The sequence below is a fragment of the Rouxiella sp. WC2420 genome, from assembly GCF_041200025.1.
In the GTDB taxonomy this organism is placed as follows: domain Bacteria; phylum Pseudomonadota; class Gammaproteobacteria; order Enterobacterales; family Enterobacteriaceae; genus Rouxiella.
The window spans coordinates 483,853-503,221 of the sequence record NZ_CP165628.1 but is presented as its reverse complement, the minus strand read 5'-3'; the positions used below and the strand labels follow the sequence as shown (position 1 = coordinate 503,221).

Genomic DNA, 19,369 nt, shown 5'->3' with positions numbered 1-19,369 from the left:
CCAGAATTCAACGCATTATCTGACACGAACCCGTGGCAGAGCGCGCCACTAGTTTACACGTTATTTGATCTGGACGATGAGACTTATCTTACTTAACAGCGCGGAATAAAGGTACAAATAAAAAAAAACCCGACCTAAAAAGGCCGGGCTTCTTTAACTCCAACGGCATCGAAACGCCGCCGGAATTCAGCAGATAAGCTGCCGGGGGATGATTACATCATGCCGCCCATGCCGCCCATTCCACCCATACCGCCAGCGCCACCCATGTCGACTTTGTCGTCTTTAGGCAGGTCGGTGATCATGCACTCGGTGGTGATCATCAGGCCCGCTACAGAAGACGCGTACTGCAGAGCAGAACGAGTAACTTTAGTTGGATCCAGGATACCCATCGCGATCATGTCGCCGTATTCTTCGCTGTAAGCGTTGTAGCCGTAGCTGCCTTCGCCCGCTTTCACGTTGTTGGCGATAACAGAAGCTTCTTCACCGGCATTGATAACGATCTGACGCAGAGGCGCTTCCATTGCACGCAGTGCAACTTTGATACCTACTGTCTGGTCTTCGTTGTCGCCTTTCAGGCCAGCCAGTTTGTGAGCAACGCGGATCAGCGCAACACCACCACCAGCAACCACGCCTTCTTCAACCGCAGCACGGGTAGCGTGCAGGGCATCTTCAACGCGGGCTTTCTTCTCTTTCATTTCAACTTCAGTCGCTGCGCCAACTTTCAGAACAGCAACGCCGCCTGCCAGTTTAGCCACACGCTCTTGCAGTTTTTCTTTATCGTAATCTGAGGTCGCTTCTTCGATCTGCTGACGAATCTGAGTTACGCGGCTCTGAATCGTGGTTTCGTCGCCAATACCGTCGATGATGATGGTGGTATCTTTGTTGATAACAACACGCTTAGCCTGACCCATGTCTTCAAGAGTCGCTTTTTCCAGCTCCATACCGATCTCTTCAGAGATTACAGTACCGCCGGTCAGAGTTGCGATGTCTTGCAGCATAGCTTTACGACGGTCGCCGAAGCCTGGTGCTTTAACAGCAGCAACTTTAACGATGCCGCGCATGGTGTTAACCACCAGCGTTGCCAGAGCTTCACCTTCAACGTCTTCAGCAATGATCAGCAGTGGTTTACCGGCTTTCGCAACGGCTTCCAGCACTGGCAGCATTTCACGGATGTTGCCGATTTTTTTGTCAGCCAGCAGGATGAACGGGCTTTCGAGTTCGATAGAACCTGTTTCAGGCTTGTTGATGAAGTAAGGAGACAGGTAACCGCGGTCGAACTGCATACCTTCAACAACGTCAAGCTCGTCGATCAGGCCAGTGCCTTCTTCAACGGTGATAACGCCTTCTTTACCCACTTTTTCCATCGCCTGAGCAATCAGTTTGCCCACGGTTTCGTCGGAGTTGGCAGAAATAGTACCAACCTGAGCGATAGCTTTAGAGTCTGAACAAGGAACAGACAGCGTTTTCAGCTCTTCGACAGCAGCGATAACCGCTTTGTCGATGCCGCGTTTGATGTCCATTGGGTTCATGCCGGCAGCAACAGCTTTCAGGCCTTCGATGATGATTGCCTGAGCCAGAACGGTAGCAGTAGTTGTACCGTCACCTGCAGCATCGTTAGCTTTGGACGCAACTTCTTTCACCATCTGAGCGCCCATGTTTTCGAACTTGTCTTCCAGTTCGATTTCACGCGCTACAGAGACGCCATCTTTAGTAATGGTTGGCGCACCAAAAGATTTGTCCAAAACTACGTTACGGCCTTTAGGACCTAAGGTAACTTTAACTGCGTTAGCAAGAATGTTTACGCCGTTCAGCATTTTTACGCGGGCGTCATTACCGAATTTTACATCTTTAGCTGACATTATAATTTCCCTTAAATTCGTTCAGTTCAGAAAAAGTGATATGAGGCGATTAGGCTTCAACGATAGCCAGAATGTCGCTCTCAGACATGATCAACACTTCTTCATTGTCGATCTTCTCAGCTTTGACGCCGTAACCGTCGTTGAAGATGACGATGTCGCCAACTTTAACGTCGAGCGCTTTCACTTCACCGTTTTCCAGAATGCGACCATGACCGACGGCCAGAATCTCACCACGGGTTGATTTACCCGCTGCTGAGCCAGTCAAAACGATGCCGCCAGCAGATTTGGATTCAACTTCTTTACGCTTGACGATAACGCGGTCATGCAATGGACGAATTTTCATTGATAACTCTCCTGTGAGCAGGTCCATATCTAAATAATTTAGGGGTTGAACGCCAGGTAGAAGATCTATCCTGACCTCGTGGTTTGATTAATGGGGGCATTCCGCGCCCCTTCAAGGGCAGAAAAGAAAAATTTTTGTTTTTCCCTGTCTGCCGACTTAATGATCCTTGGGATCGTGTCGATCTTCATCATACGGGCGAATCAAACGCTCGGGGTTTTCATCCTTGCGCTGAAATTCGCCTTCAAAAGTATTGCCTGCCGTTGGGCCGGCACCGCCGGGGCGATAGACCCGTAAATGCGGCAACAGCCTCAGGGTCAGCAATTTTTGCACCGGCGGCAGTAAAAGCAGCAGGCCGAGAATATCAGTGAAGAAGCCAGGTATTACCAGCAAAAAACCGGCCAATACCAAGGAAACACTTTTGACCATTTCAGCCGCCGGGCTTTCACCCAGCGCCATTTTCTGCTGCATCTGGAAAATAGTCTTCATGCCCTGATTTCGCACCAGCGACACCCCGACGCAGGAGGTAAATACCACCAGCAGCAGAGTCATTGCCACGCCTATCGCAGCAGCAACTTTAATGAATATGGTTATTTCTATGTAAGCCAATAGAAATAACACTAAAAGGGGTAACCAGCGCACAGCGCTCTCCTTGTAATAAGAAGTTCTGAAAATATCCTTTACGACATCGATTCAGAACTCTGTAATGGGGTCTCCATAGGCTTATCCTATGAGGACTAACTCCATTGAGATGGTATCGTTAAGGGGAGTTTTCAACCTGTGGGTAAGATTTAAATTGGTCGGAGTGATTTATTGTGAGAAATTTCACAAAACCATAAACCTTTGGTATTTAAGCCACGATGCAATGCACTTAAAGTGTGCATTTCGCGCCAAGCAGCATATGATCCCACCCGCAGCCGCGTCGCATGGTGTAATATTTTATCTAGTCCAGCGTCTGTAACATAACTCTAATCAGCCTGTAACTGTTCAGCACCAAAAAGAAGGTTCTCATGTCAAATACGATACGTATCGAGGAAGATCTGCTGGGTACACGTGAAGTCCCTGCCGATGCTTACTGGGGTATCCATACCCTGCGCGCTGTTGAAAACTTTTATATCAGTAACACTAAAATCAGCGATGTTCCCGAGTTTGTCCGGGGCATGGTGATGGTCAAGAAAGCTGCCGCATTAGCTAATAAAGAGCTGCAGACTATCCCGCGTAAAATAGCCGACATCATTATTCAGGCTTGTGATGAAGTGTTGGACAAAGGGAAATGCATGGATCAGTTCCCGATCGATGTTTTCCAGGGCGGTGCCGGTACCTCCGTTAACATGAACACCAATGAGGTGTTGGCGAACATTGGTCTCGAGCTGATGGGGCACCAGAAAGGTGATTACCAATTCCTCAACCCCAACGACCATCTGAACAAATGCCAGTCCACCAACGATGCCTACCCGACCGGCTTCCGTCTGGCGGTCTACTCTTCACAGTTAAAGCTGATTGACGCCATTGCCCAGCTGGGTGACGGTTTTGAGCGTAAGGCGGTTGAGTTCGCAAAAATTCTTAAGATGGGTCGTACTCAGTTGCAAGACGCAGTGCCGATGACGCTGGGTCAGGAGTTCCACGCCTTCAACGTTCTGCTAAAAGAAGAAACCCGTAATCTGCTGCGTACCGGCGAATTGCTGCTCGAAGTTAACCTCGGCGCGACCGCAATCGGTACTCGTTTGAATACGCCGGAAGGCTATCAGGCGCTGGCGGTACAGAAGCTGGCAGAAGTCAGCAATCTGCCGTGTGTGCCAGCGGAAGACCTGATTGAAGCAACCTCTGACTGTGGCGCTTACGTGATGGTGCACAGCTCGCTAAAACGCCTGGCGGTCAAGCTGTCTAAAATCTGTAACGACCTTCGCCTGCTGTCTTCCGGGCCGCGCGCTGGTCTGAATGAAATCAACCTGCCTGAATTGCAGGCTGGTTCGTCAATCATGCCTGCCAAGGTCAATCCTGTGATCCCCGAAGTGGTGAATCAGGTATGCTTCAAGGTCATCGGCAACGACGTTTGTGTCACGATGGCGGCAGAAGCAGGACAATTGCAGCTTAACGTAATGGAGCCGGTTATCGGCCAGGCAATGTTCGAGTCAATTCATATTCTGACCAACGCCTGCTACAACCTGCTGGAAAAATGCATTAATGGCATTACCGCCAACAAAGAAGTTTGCGAATTCTATGTCTTTAACTCGATCGGCATTGTCACCTATCTGAATCCGTTTATCGGCCACCACAATGGCGACATTGTTGGCAAGATTTGCGCAGAAACCGGTAAAAGCGTGCGCGAAGTGGTGTTGGAACGTGGGTTACTGACCGAGGCCGAGCTGGATGATATTTTCTCTATCGAGAACCTGATGCATCCGGCCTACAAGGCAAAACGCTACACCGACGAAAACGAGCAATAAATTTTTTGGTAACAGCTGAAGGCGCGAGGTTTAAATCTACCTCGCGCCTTTTTTTTCCGCCATATAGGCAGCGGCATCATTCTCTAACAGTTTTGCGGGCACTTATCTCGTTGGTTTGCCTTATTTTCAGTGTAAAGAATCTTAATACCTGGCCCCTACCGTTCTCGTATTCCCCGATGACGGTTATAATCGCGGGTTAAAAAACAGGCGATTGAAATCAGCAACGCCTTATCGACATATATAGAGAAAACGCTCCCGTGACGGATTACCGAGTTTTAAAAAAATTATTCCCGCTTTGCTGTCTGCTGTTATGCAGCCTGTTGCTTTTGACAACCAGCAGCCGGGCATCGCTGTTTGGCGGCTCTGATACGCCACATTTTGTTACTGTCGATCAGGCATTCAACTTTGATTTTTCTCAGAAAGGCTCGGATCTTGCTCTCAACTGGCAAATAAAAGACGGCTACTATCTCTATCGTCAGAAAATCGAAATCGTGCCCGCCAACGCCACATTGGCGGCGTATATTTTGCCAAAAGGTTTGGCGCACCATGACGAATTTTTCGGTGATTCCGAGATCTACAAAAACGCGCTGAATATTTCAATCCCGCTGCGCGAGGTGAAGGCCGATGCCAAAGTCCGCGTAACCTATCAGGGCTGCGCGGCGGCAGGTTTCTGTTATCCACCGGAAACGCGCGAGATCCCGCTTGCCGAGGTGGCGGCTTATACGAATTCAGGCACAGCTGACAATACCAATACCGCCACGGTTACGACGCCAGCAGCCTCGGTTAGCGTGCAAAGCGCAGCACAGAGCACGCCTTTGCCGTTCTCACCGCTGTGGGCTTTGATTATTGGTATCGGTATCGCCTTTACCCCTTGCGTACTGCCGATGTATCCGTTGATTTCGAGCATTATTCTGGGCCGCGAACGCCCACACAGCCTTAAACGTATCTTTTTGCTGGCCATGCTGTATGTGCAGGGTATGGCGCTAACTTACACGCTGCTTGGTGTCATTGTTGCCGCAGCCGGATTGCAGTTTCAGGCAGCCCTGCAAAGCCCGTGGGTGCTGATTGCACTGTCGGTGATGTTTATTGCTCTGGCGCTGTCGATGTTCGGCCTGTTTACACTGCAACTCCCTTCCTCCGTGCAGACACGGCTTGCGCTGATGAGTAATGAGCAAAAAGGCGGATCGCTGATTGGCGTGTTTATCATGGGCGCTCTGGCCGGGCTGATTTGTTCTCCTTGCACCACTGCGCCACTCAGCGCTATTTTGCTTTATATCGCACAAAGCGGAAATCCGTGGGCCGGAGCAGGCACGCTGTATCTGTACGCGCTGGGCATGGGGATCCCTCTGATCGCCGCCACAATGTTTGGTAATCGTCTGCTGCCGCGAAGCGGTCCGTGGATGCACTATGTCAAAGAAGGCTTTGGTTTTGTCATTCTGGCACTGCCGGTGTTTTTGCTGGAAAGAATATTGGGCGATACCTGGGGGCTGCGGCTGTGGAGTATTCTCGGCATCGCCTTCTTCGGCTGGGCATTACAGCTAAGCCTGAAAAGTTCACGCGGGCTGATCAGGCTACTCCAGCTGGTGTTTCTCGCCGCTGCGCTGATTGTTAGTCGCCCGTTGCAGGATTGGGTATTTGGGCAGCCTGATGCCGCCCAGTCAGCCACTCAAAAGCTTAACTTTCAGAAAATTCAGAATGTTGAACAGCTTAATGCTGCATTGCAGCAGGCGCACGGCAAACGCGTGATGCTAGATCTTTACGCTGACTGGTGTGTCGCCTGTAAAGAGTTCGACAAGTACACATTCACGGCTCCCGAGGTGCATAGCGCTCTTGCCAACACCTTGTTATTACAGGCGGATGTCACTCAAAATAGTGCTGAACAGGCTGCACTGCTCAAGCGCCTGAACGTGCTGGGGCTGCCGACTATTTTATTCTTTGGGCCTGAGGGTAAGGAAATCCCACAGTCACGGGTTACCGGTTTTATGGACAGCGCCGAATTCAGCAATCATTTGCACAATACTCAGCCTTAAACGAAACTGAAACCCAGAGTTATTATTACCCATCGGTTAGAGCGGCGATAATAGCATCAAGAAATGCATGTTTTCCGGCGTGGCCGAGCTTAGGATAGCCCACTGATTCAGGGCGCCAGTCATGCAGGAGAGGAGGAACAAAGTGCTACGTGAACAGGTATTAGATCAAACGCTTAACTTTTTAGAACAACGCGGTCTGGCAACCTTGTCGCTAGACTCCGTTGCCGAGTTGGTTGATGTTCCTCTCAACGAGCTAACTCTTTACTGGCCCGATGCCGAAGCGCTGCTTTACGACAGCCTGCGCCATCACGGTGAGCAGATTGAGGTCTGGCGTCGGCAGTTAATGCTTGATGAGACCCTGACGCCGCCGCAAAAACTGCTGGCACGTTATAAGGTTCTTAATGAGCAGGTCAGGCAAGAGCGCTATCCTGGCTGTCTGTTTATTGCAGCATGCAGTTTTTACCCGGATCGCGAATCGCCAATTCACCAGCTTGCCGAGCAGCAGAAACAGGCGTCTTATCACTATACCCTGTCGCTGTTACAAGAGATGGGATCAGACGATGCCGAAATGGTTGCCCACCAAATGGAGCTGATTCTGGAAGGTTGTTTAAGCAGGCTACTGGTAAAACGTCAGTTGCATGATGTCGAAGTTGCTCATCGTCTGGCGGAAGACGTGTTGAACATTGCGCGCTGTCGCGAACATGGCGCGCTTTCCTGAAGACTTAAATTGATGCCAAAACCGTGATTTTTGTCTGAAAAGCCAGCAATCAGTCAGCTTTTAACGGCTTTAATGCATAAATGCGTTGACGACCAAGTGCCAATACGGTTTAATGCGCCCCGTTGCCCGGATAGCTCAGTCGGTAGAGCAGGGGATTGAAAATCCCCGTGTCCTTGGTTCGATTCCGAGTCCGGGCACCATACATCGAAGCACACTGGTTAGGTCTGAGAAGCCTAACGGGTGTCTAAACGAAGATGGTGTTCAAAGCAACGGTGACTGCATTTGCAGATGCATCATCCAAGATTGAACATAAAAACCTTCAAGAAAGGGTATCAGTTCACGCTGATGCCCTTTTCTCGTTGGCGTAAATAATTGCAATCATTGTCGCTGCTGTCAACAAAACCTCATATTTCGATAGATTTAGTAACCCTCTCCAACGATTGCAACTGTAGGCACAAGTTTAAATGTGACTTAGCTTGCCTCTCATACTCCCACCTATAAACACGTCCTTCTATCTTTGAGTCTTTCTGAAAAATGAATTTCCTACGTTCAGCTTATTATTTTTTCTTATTCAATCAACTGAACTAGCCTGCAACATGCCACGCAGTCATGCTCTAAAGATCCTCGGCATCAAACCTTCATTAGAATGCCCTACAGAAGAACTAACACATGACATTTAAGTTATGACATTGATACCCATGACATATAGGTGATGACATTAGGCATTTTCATGCGCGGTTTACCCTATGACATTTGGGTATACTTAAATGTCACATGTAGGCTTCAACAAAAGCGGATAAACAGTTAAGGGAGTCAACAAAATTTTGTTGGCGAAAATTTTGAATGGTCTTATGGCAGTGGCTTAGTAAGCAGTCAGCTAACGTCCGCGAAGAGCGGAAATTTTACGTGGCTGCTATTGAGCAGAGCCTTCTTTGTGGTTATGAATGTATGTTGCCCCCCCTGTCGATTCAGCTGACGGACAGATCGCCAACTCTGACGTTGTTTTCGCTGGTGTGGATAAGCTCATCAGCAAATCCGGTATGGGGAGTATTTACCATGCCGGAATTCTGTTTCTGAACGGCGCAGGATTATGGGCCAGGGTCAATACACTCAATTTAGCTACCTAAACAGAGGTATATGACGTATCCAATTTTTCCATGTTCTGAAAATACTGGTCATGTATTGATATGCGTGGCTACAACCTGTGCAGCTATTTTTGCCGTTTCTACCAGTCTGCGTTGTGGCATGCCCTGATACGCAGCAGCAGATAATCCTTTCAGCGTTACCACGATAAAGTCTATAAGACAGTCTGCTGACTCCGGGCACACGGCCATTAGCCAGTCATTTATGGCTGTAATTCCCGGTCTTGCCAGTTTGCACGCCACTTCACGGGCATCTTTGTCATCTGCCCGCATGCCTTCGGTAACAAGGCATCCTCGCTGATGTTTATGACGGCCATATTGTCTGGCTGCTGCTACCAGCAAACCTTCCACGCCTTTCGCAACAGTTTTATCAGTTGATAATAATTTGTTCAGGGGAAGCGCACTCTCCCGCGCATAACGCTCTAGGCTCCGTTCATACAGTCCAACCTTACTGCCATATGCAGCATAAAAACTTGGCGGCTTTATATTCAGCGCCTCAGTCAGGTCAGCAATACTGACAGCGTCATAGCCATTTTCATGAAAGAGTGCTTGTGCAATTGCTACTCCTGCTTCGCGATCAAAGGCAGGTCGCCGCAGTCTGTTTGCTTGTTTCATCTTGCCTCCAAAATCAGTTTATATAGTAATCGCTAAAAGCATTAGCATCAAATGTTAAATTTATCTTATTGATATAAAAAGACTTGTTAAATGAAGTTTAATTTTCACTTGTGGTAATTTAACTTTACATGTAGTGATCGCTATATACATAACCCACAACAAGCAGGAGAATACACAGTGACTCACTCATTTCAGAACAAAATCGCGGTTGTGACCGGCGCATCATCCGGTATCGGTCTTGGTATCGCACAGGAATTAGCAGCGCTCGGTGCAACTGTGATCATTACCGGGCGGGACAAGAATAAACTTGAATCTGCGCTCAGTACTCTTGGACCGGATGCGAGTCAGTTTCAGGTGGATGTATCCAGCCTCTCTGAACTGGATGATTTTTATCAGCAAATATTGTCCCGGTTTGGTCGCATCGACATCCTGATAGCAAATGCCGGCATGGGAGAATTTGAACCCCTTGGGCAGATTACCCCGGAGAAGTTCGATCGTCAGTTCACAACGAACGTAAGGGGTATCACATTTACCGTTCAGAAAGCCTTACCACTTATGAAATCAGGCAGCAGCATTGTTATTACAGGCTCAACAGCCTCCATTAATCCCGGTCAGGGCCTCAGTGTTTATGGAGGCACCAAGGCTGCTTTACGCGCAATGGTACGCAGCTGGATTCTGGACATAAAAGGTGCCGGCGTTCGCATTAATATTCTCAGCCCCGGACCGGTGGATACTCAATCCTTACACGATTTCCTTCCCGAACCCGTTGACGCCATCCTGCAGTCTTTGCGTGACCGCAGTCCGATTGGTCGCATCGGCCAGACAGACGAAATAGCAAAAGCTGTTGTTTTCCTTGCCAGTGATGATGCCAGTTATATCAACGGCGCGGAAATTTTTGCCGATGGCGGGGCATCTCAGATCTGAACATTGTTACTGAGGAACGAAGATTTTGGGCAACATGACAGTTCTCCCTTCAGGGGGAACCGGCCCTACTGGCACGATGTGGTCCGGCACAGATGCTGCGTGCCGGATCTATTTCCCTCCTGATATGAAGAGAATAAATTATGGTTAATTCAGTTCACGCAGAAAATGAACAACGTTATTTCGATGAATTAAAAATTCAGCGTTTACTTGCTTCCTACGTCCACAACCTGGATGACGGAAAGTTTGCTGAGAATGCCGAGTTATTTAAACATGCTGAATTTATTGTTCTCAGTGATACGGCACATGGTAGTGAAGAGGTCGAGCAGTTTTTTAACCGTGGCGTTCAGCGCCATAAGGATGGAACTCCCCGGACGTGGCATAACGTTTCTAATGTGCTGATAGATGTATCACCATCCGGTAGTTCAGCTACCTGCGTCAGCTATTTCACTGTACATCAGGAACTGGAGGGGTTTCCTTTGCAGCCTATATGTACAGGGCGGTATTACGACAGTTTTGAAAAACATGACGGTCAGTGGCGTTTTAGGTCGCGCAACGTTGTTCCCCGGCTGATGGGCGAACTTCAGTTTCACGTAGGCACGCCCATCGACAGTTCACAGACTGAGGGGGCGTAGTGGAGATAAAAAAGACCGCGCTTGTTACCGGGGGCAATAAAGGGATTGGTTTTGCTATCGTCAGAGGCCTCGCAAGAACGGGTATGTCAGTCTGGTTGGGTGCGCGCGATCGCAGTCGTGGTGAAGAAGCAGTTGCCATCCTGCGCCAGGAAGGTCTTGACGTCAGGCTACTAGAATTGGATGTTGCAGATGAAGCAAGCGTGCAGAACGCGGCTGCAGAACTTGCGCATGAACTGGGTTCTCTCGACGTTCTTGTTAATAATGCGGGCATTCTCAGTGATATCATCACACCTCCGAGCCAGGTCAGTATCAAAGACATGAAAGCGGTTTATGAAGTCAATCTCTTCGGCCCGGTACGCGTGACGCAGGCCTTTCTGTCCCTGCTTAAAGCTTCTGGAGAGGCCCGGATCGTAATGATGGGCAGTGGCGTGGGTTCTCTGACGCTGATTACCGATCCAACTTCGATATATTCAGGCGTTAATCTCCTTGATTATACCTCTTCGAAGGTCGCCCTGAATGCCGTTACGGTTTCATTTGCAAAGGAACTTGAACCCTTTGGGATCAAAGTGAACGCTGTTGAACCCGGCCATGTACGAACCGATTTAAATGCCAACACCGGCTTTCTGACACCGGATGAAGGGGCTGCAACGGCAATAAAAATGGCGTTAACGGGGCCGGACGGACCTACAGGTGGTTTCTTCGGCAGTCACGGACGCCAGCCCTGGTAACAGGGGATGTCCGTTCGCCTGATACAATAACCGGGATGTCGGGAAAACAGACAAGCTACTGACTAAGCCGACAAACTGTCAGCCCGACGTCCCATCATTATCTACTGCGGTACGCAGTAGATTTGACTTTTTTATACCCGTCAGTCATCAGTGCCAGAACGGCAAGCCATATCGGAACATACGTTAACAGTGATGACAGTGTCAGTTTTTCTCCCGGCAGGAAAAGTGATACAAGAAACAATAATAAGGGTTCGACATAAGACAGCATGCCAAACAGCGTAAACGAGAGGCTGCTGCTGGCAAGCAGAAAGCAGAGTAATGCAGAACAACTCAGTAAGCCCAGCCCTGTGACAGTGCGCCACCCACCGGTGGGTAACCAATCATTTCCGCTTCCCTGATAAATCAGAAGAACAACTGCCGGTATCACGAGAAATAAATTTTCTGCTATCACGCTGAAAAAAGCGTCGCTTTTAAGCTGACGTTTGATTATGAAATAGGGCGGATACCCCAGCATAACCACGAGGGCCACAGGAGGAAGTGAACGGACCATGAACACTTCAGCCATAACGCCGCATGCCGCATGCCGCAAGCAGGACAGCAATTTTCTGCCATCCCGACATCATTTCGCCGTACAGGGCTCTGCCGGTTATTACCATGACCAGAGGAAGCAGAAAGTAGCCGAGTGCCAGTGACCGGCTTTGCCCGTTGACGGGAGCCCAGCAGAAAATGATTATCTGCAGGGCAAGAAGCGCAGCGCAGACACACATTGCAGCGAGCAGCCGGGCACTTTTAACCACTGACAAAAAATAGCGCCAGAAAGGCTTCATTTTCTTTCGAAAAGCCAGCGCCAGTATCAGCAACAATGCGGTGGTTACTGCACGCCATCCGGCTATCTGCCATCCGTTCAACGGATACAAAAAAACACTGTAATAACAGAGTACAGAAAACAGTACTGAGGACAGTAATGACAGCGTGATGCCTTTGCGTGCAGACATATTCCCCCCTGGCCGTGTATCAAAATCAAAGCAGTGACATAATGCGAAGCACCGGCCAGCTCATAGCTGAACGGTGCAGCTTATTAACAGAGTCAGGAGAGCTGGAGCCACGTACCCGGAATACTCAGCGCAAACTCACTACCAAAAACGATCGCCGGCGTCTGAAAGCCGGGGAAACTGTCACCGTTCAGGACACGCCTTGCAGCCTCTGTGGCCGCAAGCGGCGTATAGGAATATCCGTTAACCGTCCCGATCACAGCCCGGTGGATCTTCCCGTCAGCCCCGGTAACTTCAGCAACTGCGCGTGCGCGATTTGCATCGCGTTCATCCTGCCCGGGCCCTTCAGGAAGCAGGGACAAATCACCCTGCGGAAAGGCATCCCCTGTGACATGCACAAACATCTCAATATCCGGAATACCGGTTGAATGCCATGCCGTCACCAGATCGCCAAAGGAAAGCGGCGCACAGGCCACAGGGCCTTCACCAAAATCAAACCAGCCGGGCTGCGCATCCTCTTTCGTTATCAGAATACCGTTTACCCGTTCCAGCAGGCCGGCTGAGATTATTTCGCCTGCGCTGACGGCAGACCCCCGGGACATCGTTCCGGCCACCTGTAATGCTATACGCAACCGTCGTGGTTCCGGTACATGTTGTGCAAGGCGAACGGCCAGGCAGTCGGTAGGCACCACGTCCCAGCCCACGCCCGGCAGCAGCATACTCCCGGCCCGCGCCGCTCTTTCTCCCAGGGACTCAGCCAGCCGGTAAACGTTAATTTCCGCTGTGATATCAAGGTAATGAATACCCTGGTCTATACAGGCTTTCATCAGCGGTTCTGCCGTAGCGGCAAACGGCCCGGCACAGTTCAGCACAACGTCGACGCCTGCCAGCTGCAGTGGAGTTTCAGCCGCGTCCTCCAGGCCGAATACCCGCATACTGACGTCAAGTTCACCGGCAAGTGCGGCCAGCCGCTGCCTGTTTCTGCCGGCAATAATAATGTTCAGACCTTTACTTTTAGCCTGTGTGGCTGTCATGCGTCCCGTGTAACCGGTGGCGCCATAAATCAGTAATGTTTTCATGATTGAGGGTGCTGCCATTCTTTATAAACAAATTCCAGGCTGTAGCCATCGGGGTCGAAAACGCCGGCGGCGTAGTAGCGGGGATCGTAGTGAAGCCGGGCACCGGGTGCACCATTGTCAGACGCGCCGGCACGCATGGCTGAAGCATAGGCTTCATTCACCATTGTTTGATTTCGCGCGACAAACCCGACATGTACAGCAGCTGATGCAACAGTTCCTTCGCGGAGCCAGAAAAAGATCCGGCCCTGAGCACCGAACCCTTTCAAATCCGGGTGGCCGGGCGGCCCCTCTTTTCCGTCATAATCATGACGAACCGTGATGCCGAGGGGGGCAAGCGCTTCCGTATAGAAACGGACAGAACGGTCTGTATCGCTGACCGTTAAAAACAGATGATCAAGCATAAAACCTCCGGAAGGATTCAGATTTGGTAGCCGCCGGCAACCTCGATGGATTGTGCGTTAATCCAGACGCTGTCATCAGAGACCAGGCCTGCGATAACCCGGCCGACATCGTCCGGCTCCCCCACGCGTTCCAGCGCGGTCTGTGAGGCGAGTAGCGCCTCAAATTCATCATTCATTCCTCCGCCAAGCGACGTACGGATTGCACCCGGAGAGACTGCGTTTGCCCGGATGCGCCGCGGCCCGAACTCTTTGGCCATATAGCGGGTCAGCACTTCAAGGCCGCCTTTAAAGGCAGCGTAGGGCGCAACACCTGCCGTAGCCACGCGCGTGGTGGCGCTGGTAACGTTGATGATCTGTCCTCCATCACAAATCAGAGGCAGCAGCTTTTGGGTCAGGAAAAAAGGGCCTTTCAGGTGTACGGCAAAAAGAGTGTCGAACTCACTCTCCGTCACCGTTTCAATCGGGTTGAAGAGCCCAAACCCGGCGTTGTTGACTAGCACGTCAATCTGCTCACGTTCCCAGGTGACACTGACTATGTCCAGTAAGGCGTCGCGGAAAGTGCCGAAGGTTTCGGTGCGAGCCACATCCAGATGCAGCGCAACGGCACGGCCGCCTGACGCTTCAATCTCCTTCACAACCCTCAGGGCAGATTCAGGATGGCTGTTATAAGTCACAATCACCCCCATCCCTTTAGCTGCGCACTGCTGCGCCACGCTGGCGCCGATCCCGCCACTGCCACCGGTAATCAGTACAATTTTCATGATTTCATCCTTTCTGTCTGCGATAGAAAAAGGATAAAACTTCCCGGGCAGGTCAGCCTCTGCGTTACTGCTCGATTCTTGCCTTTTTCTGCTTTATGCTCGCTTTAATCACCATACTGAGGAGTATGACTTTGACACTGGCCCCCCTGCTGGACGAGCTGCGTCTTCTGGCCGCTCATGCCCGAAACTGGCGAACCGAAACCGGTATTCCCCGTGTGGCAATGGTGCAGGGTGACGTTCCCGCGCATGCACTGGCTGCGGTCTATGAGCCAATGGTTAATCTCATACTGCGAGGCAGTAAATCCATGACGGTAGGTGACCGGGTATACAACTACAATCCTGCTTCTTACTTTGTCATGTCAGTAGATTTGCCAGCCGTAGGCGAAGTCCATCCAGAGGCCACCGGTGAGCCGTATCTCGCGGTCAGCCTGACCCTGACGCCGGAACAGATTGCGACACTGCTGGCTGATTTACCCCCCGTGAAAGCTGATCCACAGTCGGGTGCTTTTTCCGTTGCTGCCGTCACGCCCGAACTGCTGGATGCCTGGGTAAGAATGCTTCGCCTGATGAAAAGTCCTGAAGATATCCCTGCTCTAGCACCGGTATATGAACGTGAAATCCTTTATCATGTTCTGAAAGGCCCACATGGCTGGATGCTGAGGGATATTGCTTCACCGGGAACCATGCTGGCGCGAATAGGTAATGCGATTCGCTGGATAAGACATAATTTTGCTGATGAATTTGTGGTTGAATCACTGGCCGGACAGGAAGCCATGAGCGTATCGGCCTTTCATCGTCATTTTAAGTCTGTGACAAACATGAGTCCGGTTCAGTATCAGAAGCGCGTCCGTCTTCTTCATGCCAGAACCAAATTACTGGCGCGTCAGCAGAGCGTCACGTCTGTTGCCATGGAGGTGGGTTATCGCAGCGTGCCCCAATTTAATCGTGAGTACGCCCGTTTCTTTGGCCGCTCTCCTTTAAAAGACGCTGCAAGTCTCCGGAACGACGTTAATGATGCAGAAAGCTCTCTGAATCACCACGTTTAATGCGGCAGTGAATTTTGCTGCCGCAACGAGGCAATAACTCACCTCAAGATATTTCACTCCGTGGGTAGCAGCCAGGAAAACCCAACACGCAGTAACTCAGACGTAGTTCAATTTCGCAAAGTGACGGCCGGCACTCTTACTCATCCTTTCTGACAGACGACTTCGATGTTATTACCGTCAGGATCAAGGATGAAAGCTGCATAATAGTGTGAATGATAATGATCGCGAATTCCCGGCGCGCCATTGTCTTTACCGCCTGCCTGTAGAGCGGCACGCCAGAATTCGTCGACTATGGTCCGCTCACTGGCAGCAAAAGCCAGATGTGTTGAAGCGCCTGTTATGTCTTTATCATGAAGCCAGAGCCTCGGATATCCCTCCGGGCCCAGCCCGTACCGGGCACCACCCGATAAAGTACGCTCCGGAGGCACAGAAATAATCAGGCTGAACCCCAGCGGAGCGAGAGCTGCTTCAAAGAATTTGAGCGATACCTGAGCATTTTTTACAGCAATTTCAACATGGTCGATAACAGACATAACTTTTATTTCCTGGTTAAACATTTTTTGGCTCCAGGAGAGCGCTGAATGCCTGACCGGCCAGCTGAGCCACGGCAGTTAACCTGGCTTTTGACAGTCCCGTTACTGCGGCTGCAGAAAAGCCCCGCAGCGTTGTCACGACATAATCAGAAAGCTCGCGGTCCCGTGAAGGTTCATACTGCCGGATATAATTTCTGATGAACTGAATTCCTGCCTCACCATAGCGACTTGCCAGCTCCCGGGCCTGCAGATCGTCGGCACGCATACCTTCAGCCACAAGACAGCCTCGCTGGACCGGGGATCGGGCGTATAAACGTGCAGCAGTCATAAAAAGATCTTCAACCGCCTCATCCAGCGGCCTACCAGGAGTCAGAATTTTGTCAGCCGGCAGGTTTCCTTCTGCAACATAGAGATCCAGGCAGCGTTCAAACAGCCCTGCTTTACTACCGTAAGCGGCGTAAAGGCTGGGAGGATTTATGTTCAGCGTCTTTGTCAGTTCCGTGATACCTACAGCATCATAACCATGCTGATGAAACAGCGCTTTAGCCGTCTGCACGCCAGACTCTCTGTCAAATATCCGCCTGGGTGCTTTTATTGTTTTTTCGGTATCGCTCATAGGTTTTTTCCCTTGCATCAGAAGTATTTCTGAATTCCATCTTAAAACTTTTTTGTAGTGATCGCTACAATCAGTTAGTGACAGCCTGTTCAGAGTTGAATATAGTGACCACTACAATAAAACACAAGGTGCAATTATGAATCAGACATTTAAGAGAAAGGTCGCCGTTATCACTGGCGGCGGAAGCGGTATTGGTCTGGCTATAGCGAAAAATCTGAGCGACGAGGGCGCAGATGTCATTATCACTGGCCGGAATGCACAAACCCTTCAGGAGGCGGTAAAGGCGCTGGGGAAAAATGTAAAAGGTATTGTGGCTGACGTCAGCAGCAAGGTTAGTATTGATGCGCTTTATGAACAGGTTAAAAAGGAATTCGGCCACATTGATATTCTTGTCGCTAATGCCGGCGGTGGGGTCCATGCTCCGCTTGGTGAAATCACTGAAAAACAGATCCACGATCAGTTTGCCACAAATGTTAAAGGTGTTGTGTTAACTCTTCAGCAGGCTATGCCCCTGCTTGGAAAGGGTTCGAGCGTGATTATCATTGGTTCGACGGCGTCAGCAGACCCGGGACCCACCATGAGTATTTATGGTGCGACCAAAGCCGCAGTCAGAAACATGGTGAGAAGCTGGATTACAGAGCTGCACGGGACGGGTATACGCATAAACATTGTCAGCCCGGGTCCTGTGAATACAGCGTCTCTCAGAGCCGCATTTGGCGATAATGCCGAAGAGGGGATCGCCTTCCTCACCGCTAAAAGTCCGTTGGGACGTATCGGAGAGCCGGAAGAAATAGCCTCTGTAGTTTCATTCCTGGCCAGTGATGCCTCAAGTTATGTGAATGGTATAGAGCTGTTCGCAGACGGGGGTGCCTCTCAGACCTGACAGATGACAGGTACGTTCATTTAATACAAAATTACTCTCGCTCTCCCGTTTGTGTTGGCCCAGAACGCAGATGTCCGCTTAAGGCACGAAGCGGACGAGGTAACGGTCCGCTATGAGCGAGGTATAGTCATTCGCACCCTGAGAATTACACTTTGAAATGATTCAGGGTATGCGCTTACTGGTTACGAATATTGAGCGAGAATCATGCGATGATCGCCGCTTTTCTTTCGAGCCAGTAGGTGCTCCACGTTCGCTAACGAATACTCAGGGCATGCAGATAAACTGCTGGCTATATTTCTTTCGAAGAGCATGGAATGCATACCAATCCCCGATGAAGAGGAGTTGGTGATGACCGCGACTAATCAGTTTGCTGCACATGTTGGTCTGGACTAGGCAGATAAAAAACACGATGTCTGTGTTCAGTTTAAAAACGGTGAACGCGTATTCCATGTGATTGAACATACACCAGAAGCGCTTGATGTCTGGCTTACCGAGTTACACCAGAAAGTAAAAGGCAGAATCGCCATAGCTCTCGAGCTGAAGAAGGGCCCCGTGGTATATGCTCTTCAAAAATATCCCTTTATCACCGCTTTCCCCGTCCACGCTTTGTCCCTGGCTCGTTACCGGCAAGCCTTCTCGCCCAGCGGCGCTAAAGATGACCCGCAGGATGCAGAGCTGGCATTAGAGTTAATGCTGCGTTATCCCCAAAAGATAAAAGCTATTGAACCCGACAATGCGGATATTCGCTTACTTCAGCAACTGGTTGAGCAACGTCGTCAACTGGTTGAAGATAAACGCCGTTTTGTGAACCGTATAATCAACACACTTAAACAGTATTATCCTCAGCCCCTGGAGTGGTTCTCACATCGGGGGAGCTTAATGTTGTGTGAACTGATTATACGATAGCCCAGTCTGCAACAACTGAAGCGAGCCAGGCGCGACACGATCCGCAACTTTCTGAATGCCAAAGGTGGTCGCGCAGTGGCCCTTACCGAGCAGCGTGTTTTGAGTATTGATAACGCGATCCCATTGACGACAGACCCGAGTGTTATAGAGGCTAATGCTTTGATGGCAACAGCACTGGCGACACAAATTAAAGTCGTGAGTGAAATCATCAAAACCTATGACGAACGAATCGAAACGCTGTTTGACACGTTGCCAGATGCGGGGCTGTTCAAATCACTTCCGGGCATGGGGCCTTGTATGGGCCCACGAATGCTTGCTGCGCTTGGTGATAACCGCGACCGGTTTAATAGCGCTGAAGAAATTCAAAACTACGCAGGTATTCCACCGGTGACAGAAAGAAGTGGTCAGAAATCCTGGGTTCACTGGAGATGGCAGTGTGCCAAGTTCGTCAGGCAGACCTTTGTTGAATGGGCTGCCAAAACGGTTAACTCATCATACTGGGCCAAGCTGTATTATCAGGGACTGCGAGAAAAAGGAAAATCTCATCAGTCTGCAATCCGTGCTCTTGCCTTCAAATGGATAAGGATCATTTACCGCTGCTGGAAGACCAGAACCCAGTACGATGAAGCGAAGTATTTGCTGACTCTCGAAGCGCGACACTCGCCCTTACTGAAGCCATAAAAGCTTGTCGAATGTCTCAGGGCGTGAAGCGGACAC

The 19,369-nt window shown here is 50.2% G+C and carries 19 protein-coding genes, 1 tRNA gene and 1 pseudogene; 10 read left to right on the top strand and 11 right to left on the bottom strand.

Translation table 11 applies throughout. The features are described from left to right. Positions 1–212: 212 nt before the first annotated feature. The 3 genes from groL to AB3G37_RS02475 form a co-directional block, all read right to left on the bottom strand. Positions 213–1,859 (bottom strand): chaperonin GroEL, encoded by a 1,647-nt coding sequence (gene groL, locus AB3G37_RS02485; protein ID WP_369789612.1) that lies wholly within the window; start codon positions 1,857–1,859, stop codon positions 213–215. 49 nt (positions 1,860–1,908) lie between these two features. Continuing rightward, positions 1,909–2,202, bottom strand: coding sequence for a co-chaperone GroES (locus tag AB3G37_RS02480; protein ID WP_009636718.1), 294 nt, complete (start codon positions 2,200–2,202; stop codon positions 1,909–1,911). Between the two features lie 156 nt (positions 2,203–2,358). Further along, positions 2,359–2,841 (bottom strand): FxsA family protein, encoded by a 483-nt coding sequence (locus AB3G37_RS02475; RefSeq protein WP_369789611.1) that lies wholly within the window; start codon positions 2,839–2,841, stop codon positions 2,359–2,361. 368 nt (positions 2,842–3,209) lie between these two features. Between AB3G37_RS02475 and aspA the strand changes: the two genes are divergently transcribed. The 4 genes from aspA to AB3G37_RS02455 all read left to right on the top strand — a co-directional run bounded on the left by aspA (position 3,210) and on the right by AB3G37_RS02455 (position 7,594). Then, positions 3,210–4,646, top strand: coding sequence for an aspartate ammonia-lyase (gene aspA / locus AB3G37_RS02470; RefSeq protein ID WP_009636715.1), 1,437 nt, complete (start codon positions 3,210–3,212; stop codon positions 4,644–4,646). 257 nt (positions 4,647–4,903) lie between these two features. Beyond that, a complete protein-coding gene (locus AB3G37_RS02465) occupies positions 4,904–6,676 on the top strand; it encodes a protein-disulfide reductase DsbD (protein WP_369789610.1) in 1,773 nt (590 codons plus the stop codon). Between the two features lie 142 nt (positions 6,677–6,818). After that, the gene (locus AB3G37_RS02460; protein ID WP_369789609.1) at positions 6,819–7,394 is read left to right on the top strand and encodes a transcriptional regulator; all 576 of its coding nucleotides are present in this window, start codon (positions 6,819–6,821) and stop codon (positions 7,392–7,394) included. A 124-nt stretch (positions 7,395–7,518) separates the two neighbouring features. Next, a tRNA-Phe gene (locus AB3G37_RS02455) sits at positions 7,519–7,594 on the top strand. Positions 7,595–8,569: 975 nt separating this feature from the next. On the opposite strand, the gene AB3G37_RS02450 is transcribed toward AB3G37_RS02455, so the two are convergent. Beyond that, complete coding sequence (locus tag AB3G37_RS02450; RefSeq protein WP_369789608.1) at positions 8,570–9,151, bottom strand: TetR/AcrR family transcriptional regulator; 582 nt, start codon at positions 9,149–9,151, stop codon at positions 8,570–8,572. Between the two features lie 177 nt (positions 9,152–9,328). On the opposite strand from AB3G37_RS02450, the gene AB3G37_RS02445 reads away from it, so the two are divergent. The 3 genes from AB3G37_RS02445 to AB3G37_RS02435 all read left to right on the top strand — a co-directional run bounded on the left by AB3G37_RS02445 (position 9,329) and on the right by AB3G37_RS02435 (position 11,435). Beyond that, complete coding sequence (locus AB3G37_RS02445) at positions 9,329–10,075, top strand: SDR family NAD(P)-dependent oxidoreductase (protein ID WP_369789607.1); 747 nt, start codon at positions 9,329–9,331, stop codon at positions 10,073–10,075. Positions 10,076–10,215: 140 nt separating this feature from the next. Then, complete coding sequence (locus tag AB3G37_RS02440) at positions 10,216–10,707, top strand: nuclear transport factor 2 family protein (protein ID WP_369789606.1); 492 nt, start codon at positions 10,216–10,218, stop codon at positions 10,705–10,707. Next, positions 10,707–11,435 carry an SDR family oxidoreductase gene (locus AB3G37_RS02435; RefSeq protein ID WP_369789605.1) on the top strand — a complete coding sequence of 243 codons (729 nt, stop codon included), beginning with the start codon at positions 10,707–10,709 and terminating at the stop codon, positions 11,433–11,435. The genes AB3G37_RS02440 and AB3G37_RS02435 overlap by 1 nt, the downstream gene beginning before the upstream one ends. 97 nt (positions 11,436–11,532) lie before the next feature. On the opposite strand, the gene AB3G37_RS02430 is transcribed toward AB3G37_RS02435, so the two are convergent. From AB3G37_RS02430 to AB3G37_RS02410, 5 genes are all read right to left on the bottom strand, one after another. Further along, positions 11,533–12,000 carry a hypothetical protein gene (locus AB3G37_RS02430; protein WP_369789604.1) on the bottom strand — a complete coding sequence of 156 codons (468 nt, stop codon included), beginning with the start codon at positions 11,998–12,000 and terminating at the stop codon, positions 11,533–11,535. Next, entirely contained in the window at positions 11,993–12,430 is a 438-nt protein-coding gene (locus tag AB3G37_RS02425; protein ID WP_369789603.1) for a hypothetical protein, read from the bottom strand. Before AB3G37_RS02425 ends, AB3G37_RS02430 begins: the two co-directional genes overlap by 8 nt. A 92-nt stretch (positions 12,431–12,522) precedes the next feature. After that, the gene (locus AB3G37_RS02420) at positions 12,523–13,506 is read right to left on the bottom strand and encodes a trans-acting enoyl reductase family protein (RefSeq protein WP_369789602.1); all 984 of its coding nucleotides are present in this window, start codon (positions 13,504–13,506) and stop codon (positions 12,523–12,525) included. Next, positions 13,503–13,907, bottom strand: a complete 405-nt coding sequence (locus AB3G37_RS02415; protein WP_369789601.1) for a VOC family protein — start codon at positions 13,905–13,907, stop codon at positions 13,503–13,505. Before AB3G37_RS02415 ends, AB3G37_RS02420 begins: the two co-directional genes overlap by 4 nt. A gap of 17 nt (positions 13,908–13,924) precedes the next feature. After that, a complete protein-coding gene (locus AB3G37_RS02410) occupies positions 13,925–14,668 on the bottom strand; it encodes an SDR family NAD(P)-dependent oxidoreductase (protein ID WP_369789600.1) in 744 nt (247 codons plus the stop codon). Between the two features lie 125 nt (positions 14,669–14,793). On the opposite strand from AB3G37_RS02410, the gene AB3G37_RS02405 reads away from it, so the two are divergent. Further along, entirely contained in the window at positions 14,794–15,714 is a 921-nt protein-coding gene (locus AB3G37_RS02405; protein WP_369789599.1) for an AraC family transcriptional regulator N-terminal domain-containing protein, read from the top strand. A gap of 140 nt (positions 15,715–15,854) precedes the next feature. Here AB3G37_RS02405 and AB3G37_RS02400 read toward each other — a convergent pair whose 3' ends face one another. After that, positions 15,855–16,247 carry a VOC family protein gene (locus AB3G37_RS02400; RefSeq protein ID WP_369790877.1) on the bottom strand — a complete coding sequence of 131 codons (393 nt, stop codon included), beginning with the start codon at positions 16,245–16,247 and terminating at the stop codon, positions 15,855–15,857. Positions 16,248–16,263: 16 nt separating this feature from the next. After that, on the bottom strand, positions 16,264–16,863 hold the full coding sequence (locus tag AB3G37_RS02395; protein WP_369789598.1) for a TetR/AcrR family transcriptional regulator: 600 nt from the start codon (positions 16,861–16,863) through the stop codon (positions 16,264–16,266). A 136-nt stretch (positions 16,864–16,999) separates the two neighbouring features. Between AB3G37_RS02395 and AB3G37_RS02390 the strand changes: the two genes are divergently transcribed. Both AB3G37_RS02390 and AB3G37_RS02385 read left to right on the top strand, forming a co-directional pair. After that, the gene (locus tag AB3G37_RS02390; RefSeq protein WP_369789597.1) at positions 17,000–17,746 is read left to right on the top strand and encodes an SDR family NAD(P)-dependent oxidoreductase; all 747 of its coding nucleotides are present in this window, start codon (positions 17,000–17,002) and stop codon (positions 17,744–17,746) included. A gap of 348 nt (positions 17,747–18,094) precedes the next feature. Next, positions 18,095–19,333 (top strand): annotated as a pseudogene (locus tag AB3G37_RS02385) (IS110 family transposase). Positions 19,334–19,369 lie beyond the last annotated feature (36 nt).

Coding starts and splice junctions, on each gene's coding strand:
- AB3G37_RS02390 (WP_369789597.1), top strand. CDS start 17,000: ATGAATCAGACATTTAAGAGAAAGGTCGCCGTTATCACTGGCGGCGGA.
- AB3G37_RS02420 (WP_369789602.1), bottom strand. CDS start 13,506: ATGAAAACATTACTGATTTATGGCGCCACCGGTTACACGGGACGCATG.
- AB3G37_RS02400 (WP_369790877.1), bottom strand. CDS start 16,247: ATGTCTGTTATCGACCATGTTGAAATTGCTGTAAAAAATGCTCAGGTA.
- groL (WP_369789612.1), bottom strand. CDS start 1,859: ATGTCAGCTAAAGATGTAAAATTCGGTAATGACGCCCGCGTAAAAATG.
- aspA (WP_009636715.1), top strand. CDS start 3,210: ATGTCAAATACGATACGTATCGAGGAAGATCTGCTGGGTACACGTGAA.
- AB3G37_RS02395 (WP_369789598.1), bottom strand. CDS start 16,863: ATGAGCGATACCGAAAAAACAATAAAAGCACCCAGGCGGATATTTGAC.
- AB3G37_RS02425 (WP_369789603.1), bottom strand. CDS start 12,430: ATGTCTGCACGCAAAGGCATCACGCTGTCATTACTGTCCTCAGTACTG.
- AB3G37_RS02430 (WP_369789604.1), bottom strand. CDS start 12,000: ATGGCTGAAGTGTTCATGGTCCGTTCACTTCCTCCTGTGGCCCTCGTG.
- AB3G37_RS02415 (WP_369789601.1), bottom strand. CDS start 13,907: ATGCTTGATCATCTGTTTTTAACGGTCAGCGATACAGACCGTTCTGTC.
- AB3G37_RS02450 (WP_369789608.1), bottom strand. CDS start 9,151: ATGAAACAAGCAAACAGACTGCGGCGACCTGCCTTTGATCGCGAAGCA.
- AB3G37_RS02440 (WP_369789606.1), top strand. CDS start 10,216: ATGGTTAATTCAGTTCACGCAGAAAATGAACAACGTTATTTCGATGAA.
- AB3G37_RS02405 (WP_369789599.1), top strand. CDS start 14,794: ATGACTTTGACACTGGCCCCCCTGCTGGACGAGCTGCGTCTTCTGGCC.
- AB3G37_RS02410 (WP_369789600.1), bottom strand. CDS start 14,668: ATGAAAATTGTACTGATTACCGGTGGCAGTGGCGGGATCGGCGCCAGC.
- AB3G37_RS02480 (WP_009636718.1), bottom strand. CDS start 2,202: ATGAAAATTCGTCCATTGCATGACCGCGTTATCGTCAAGCGTAAAGAA.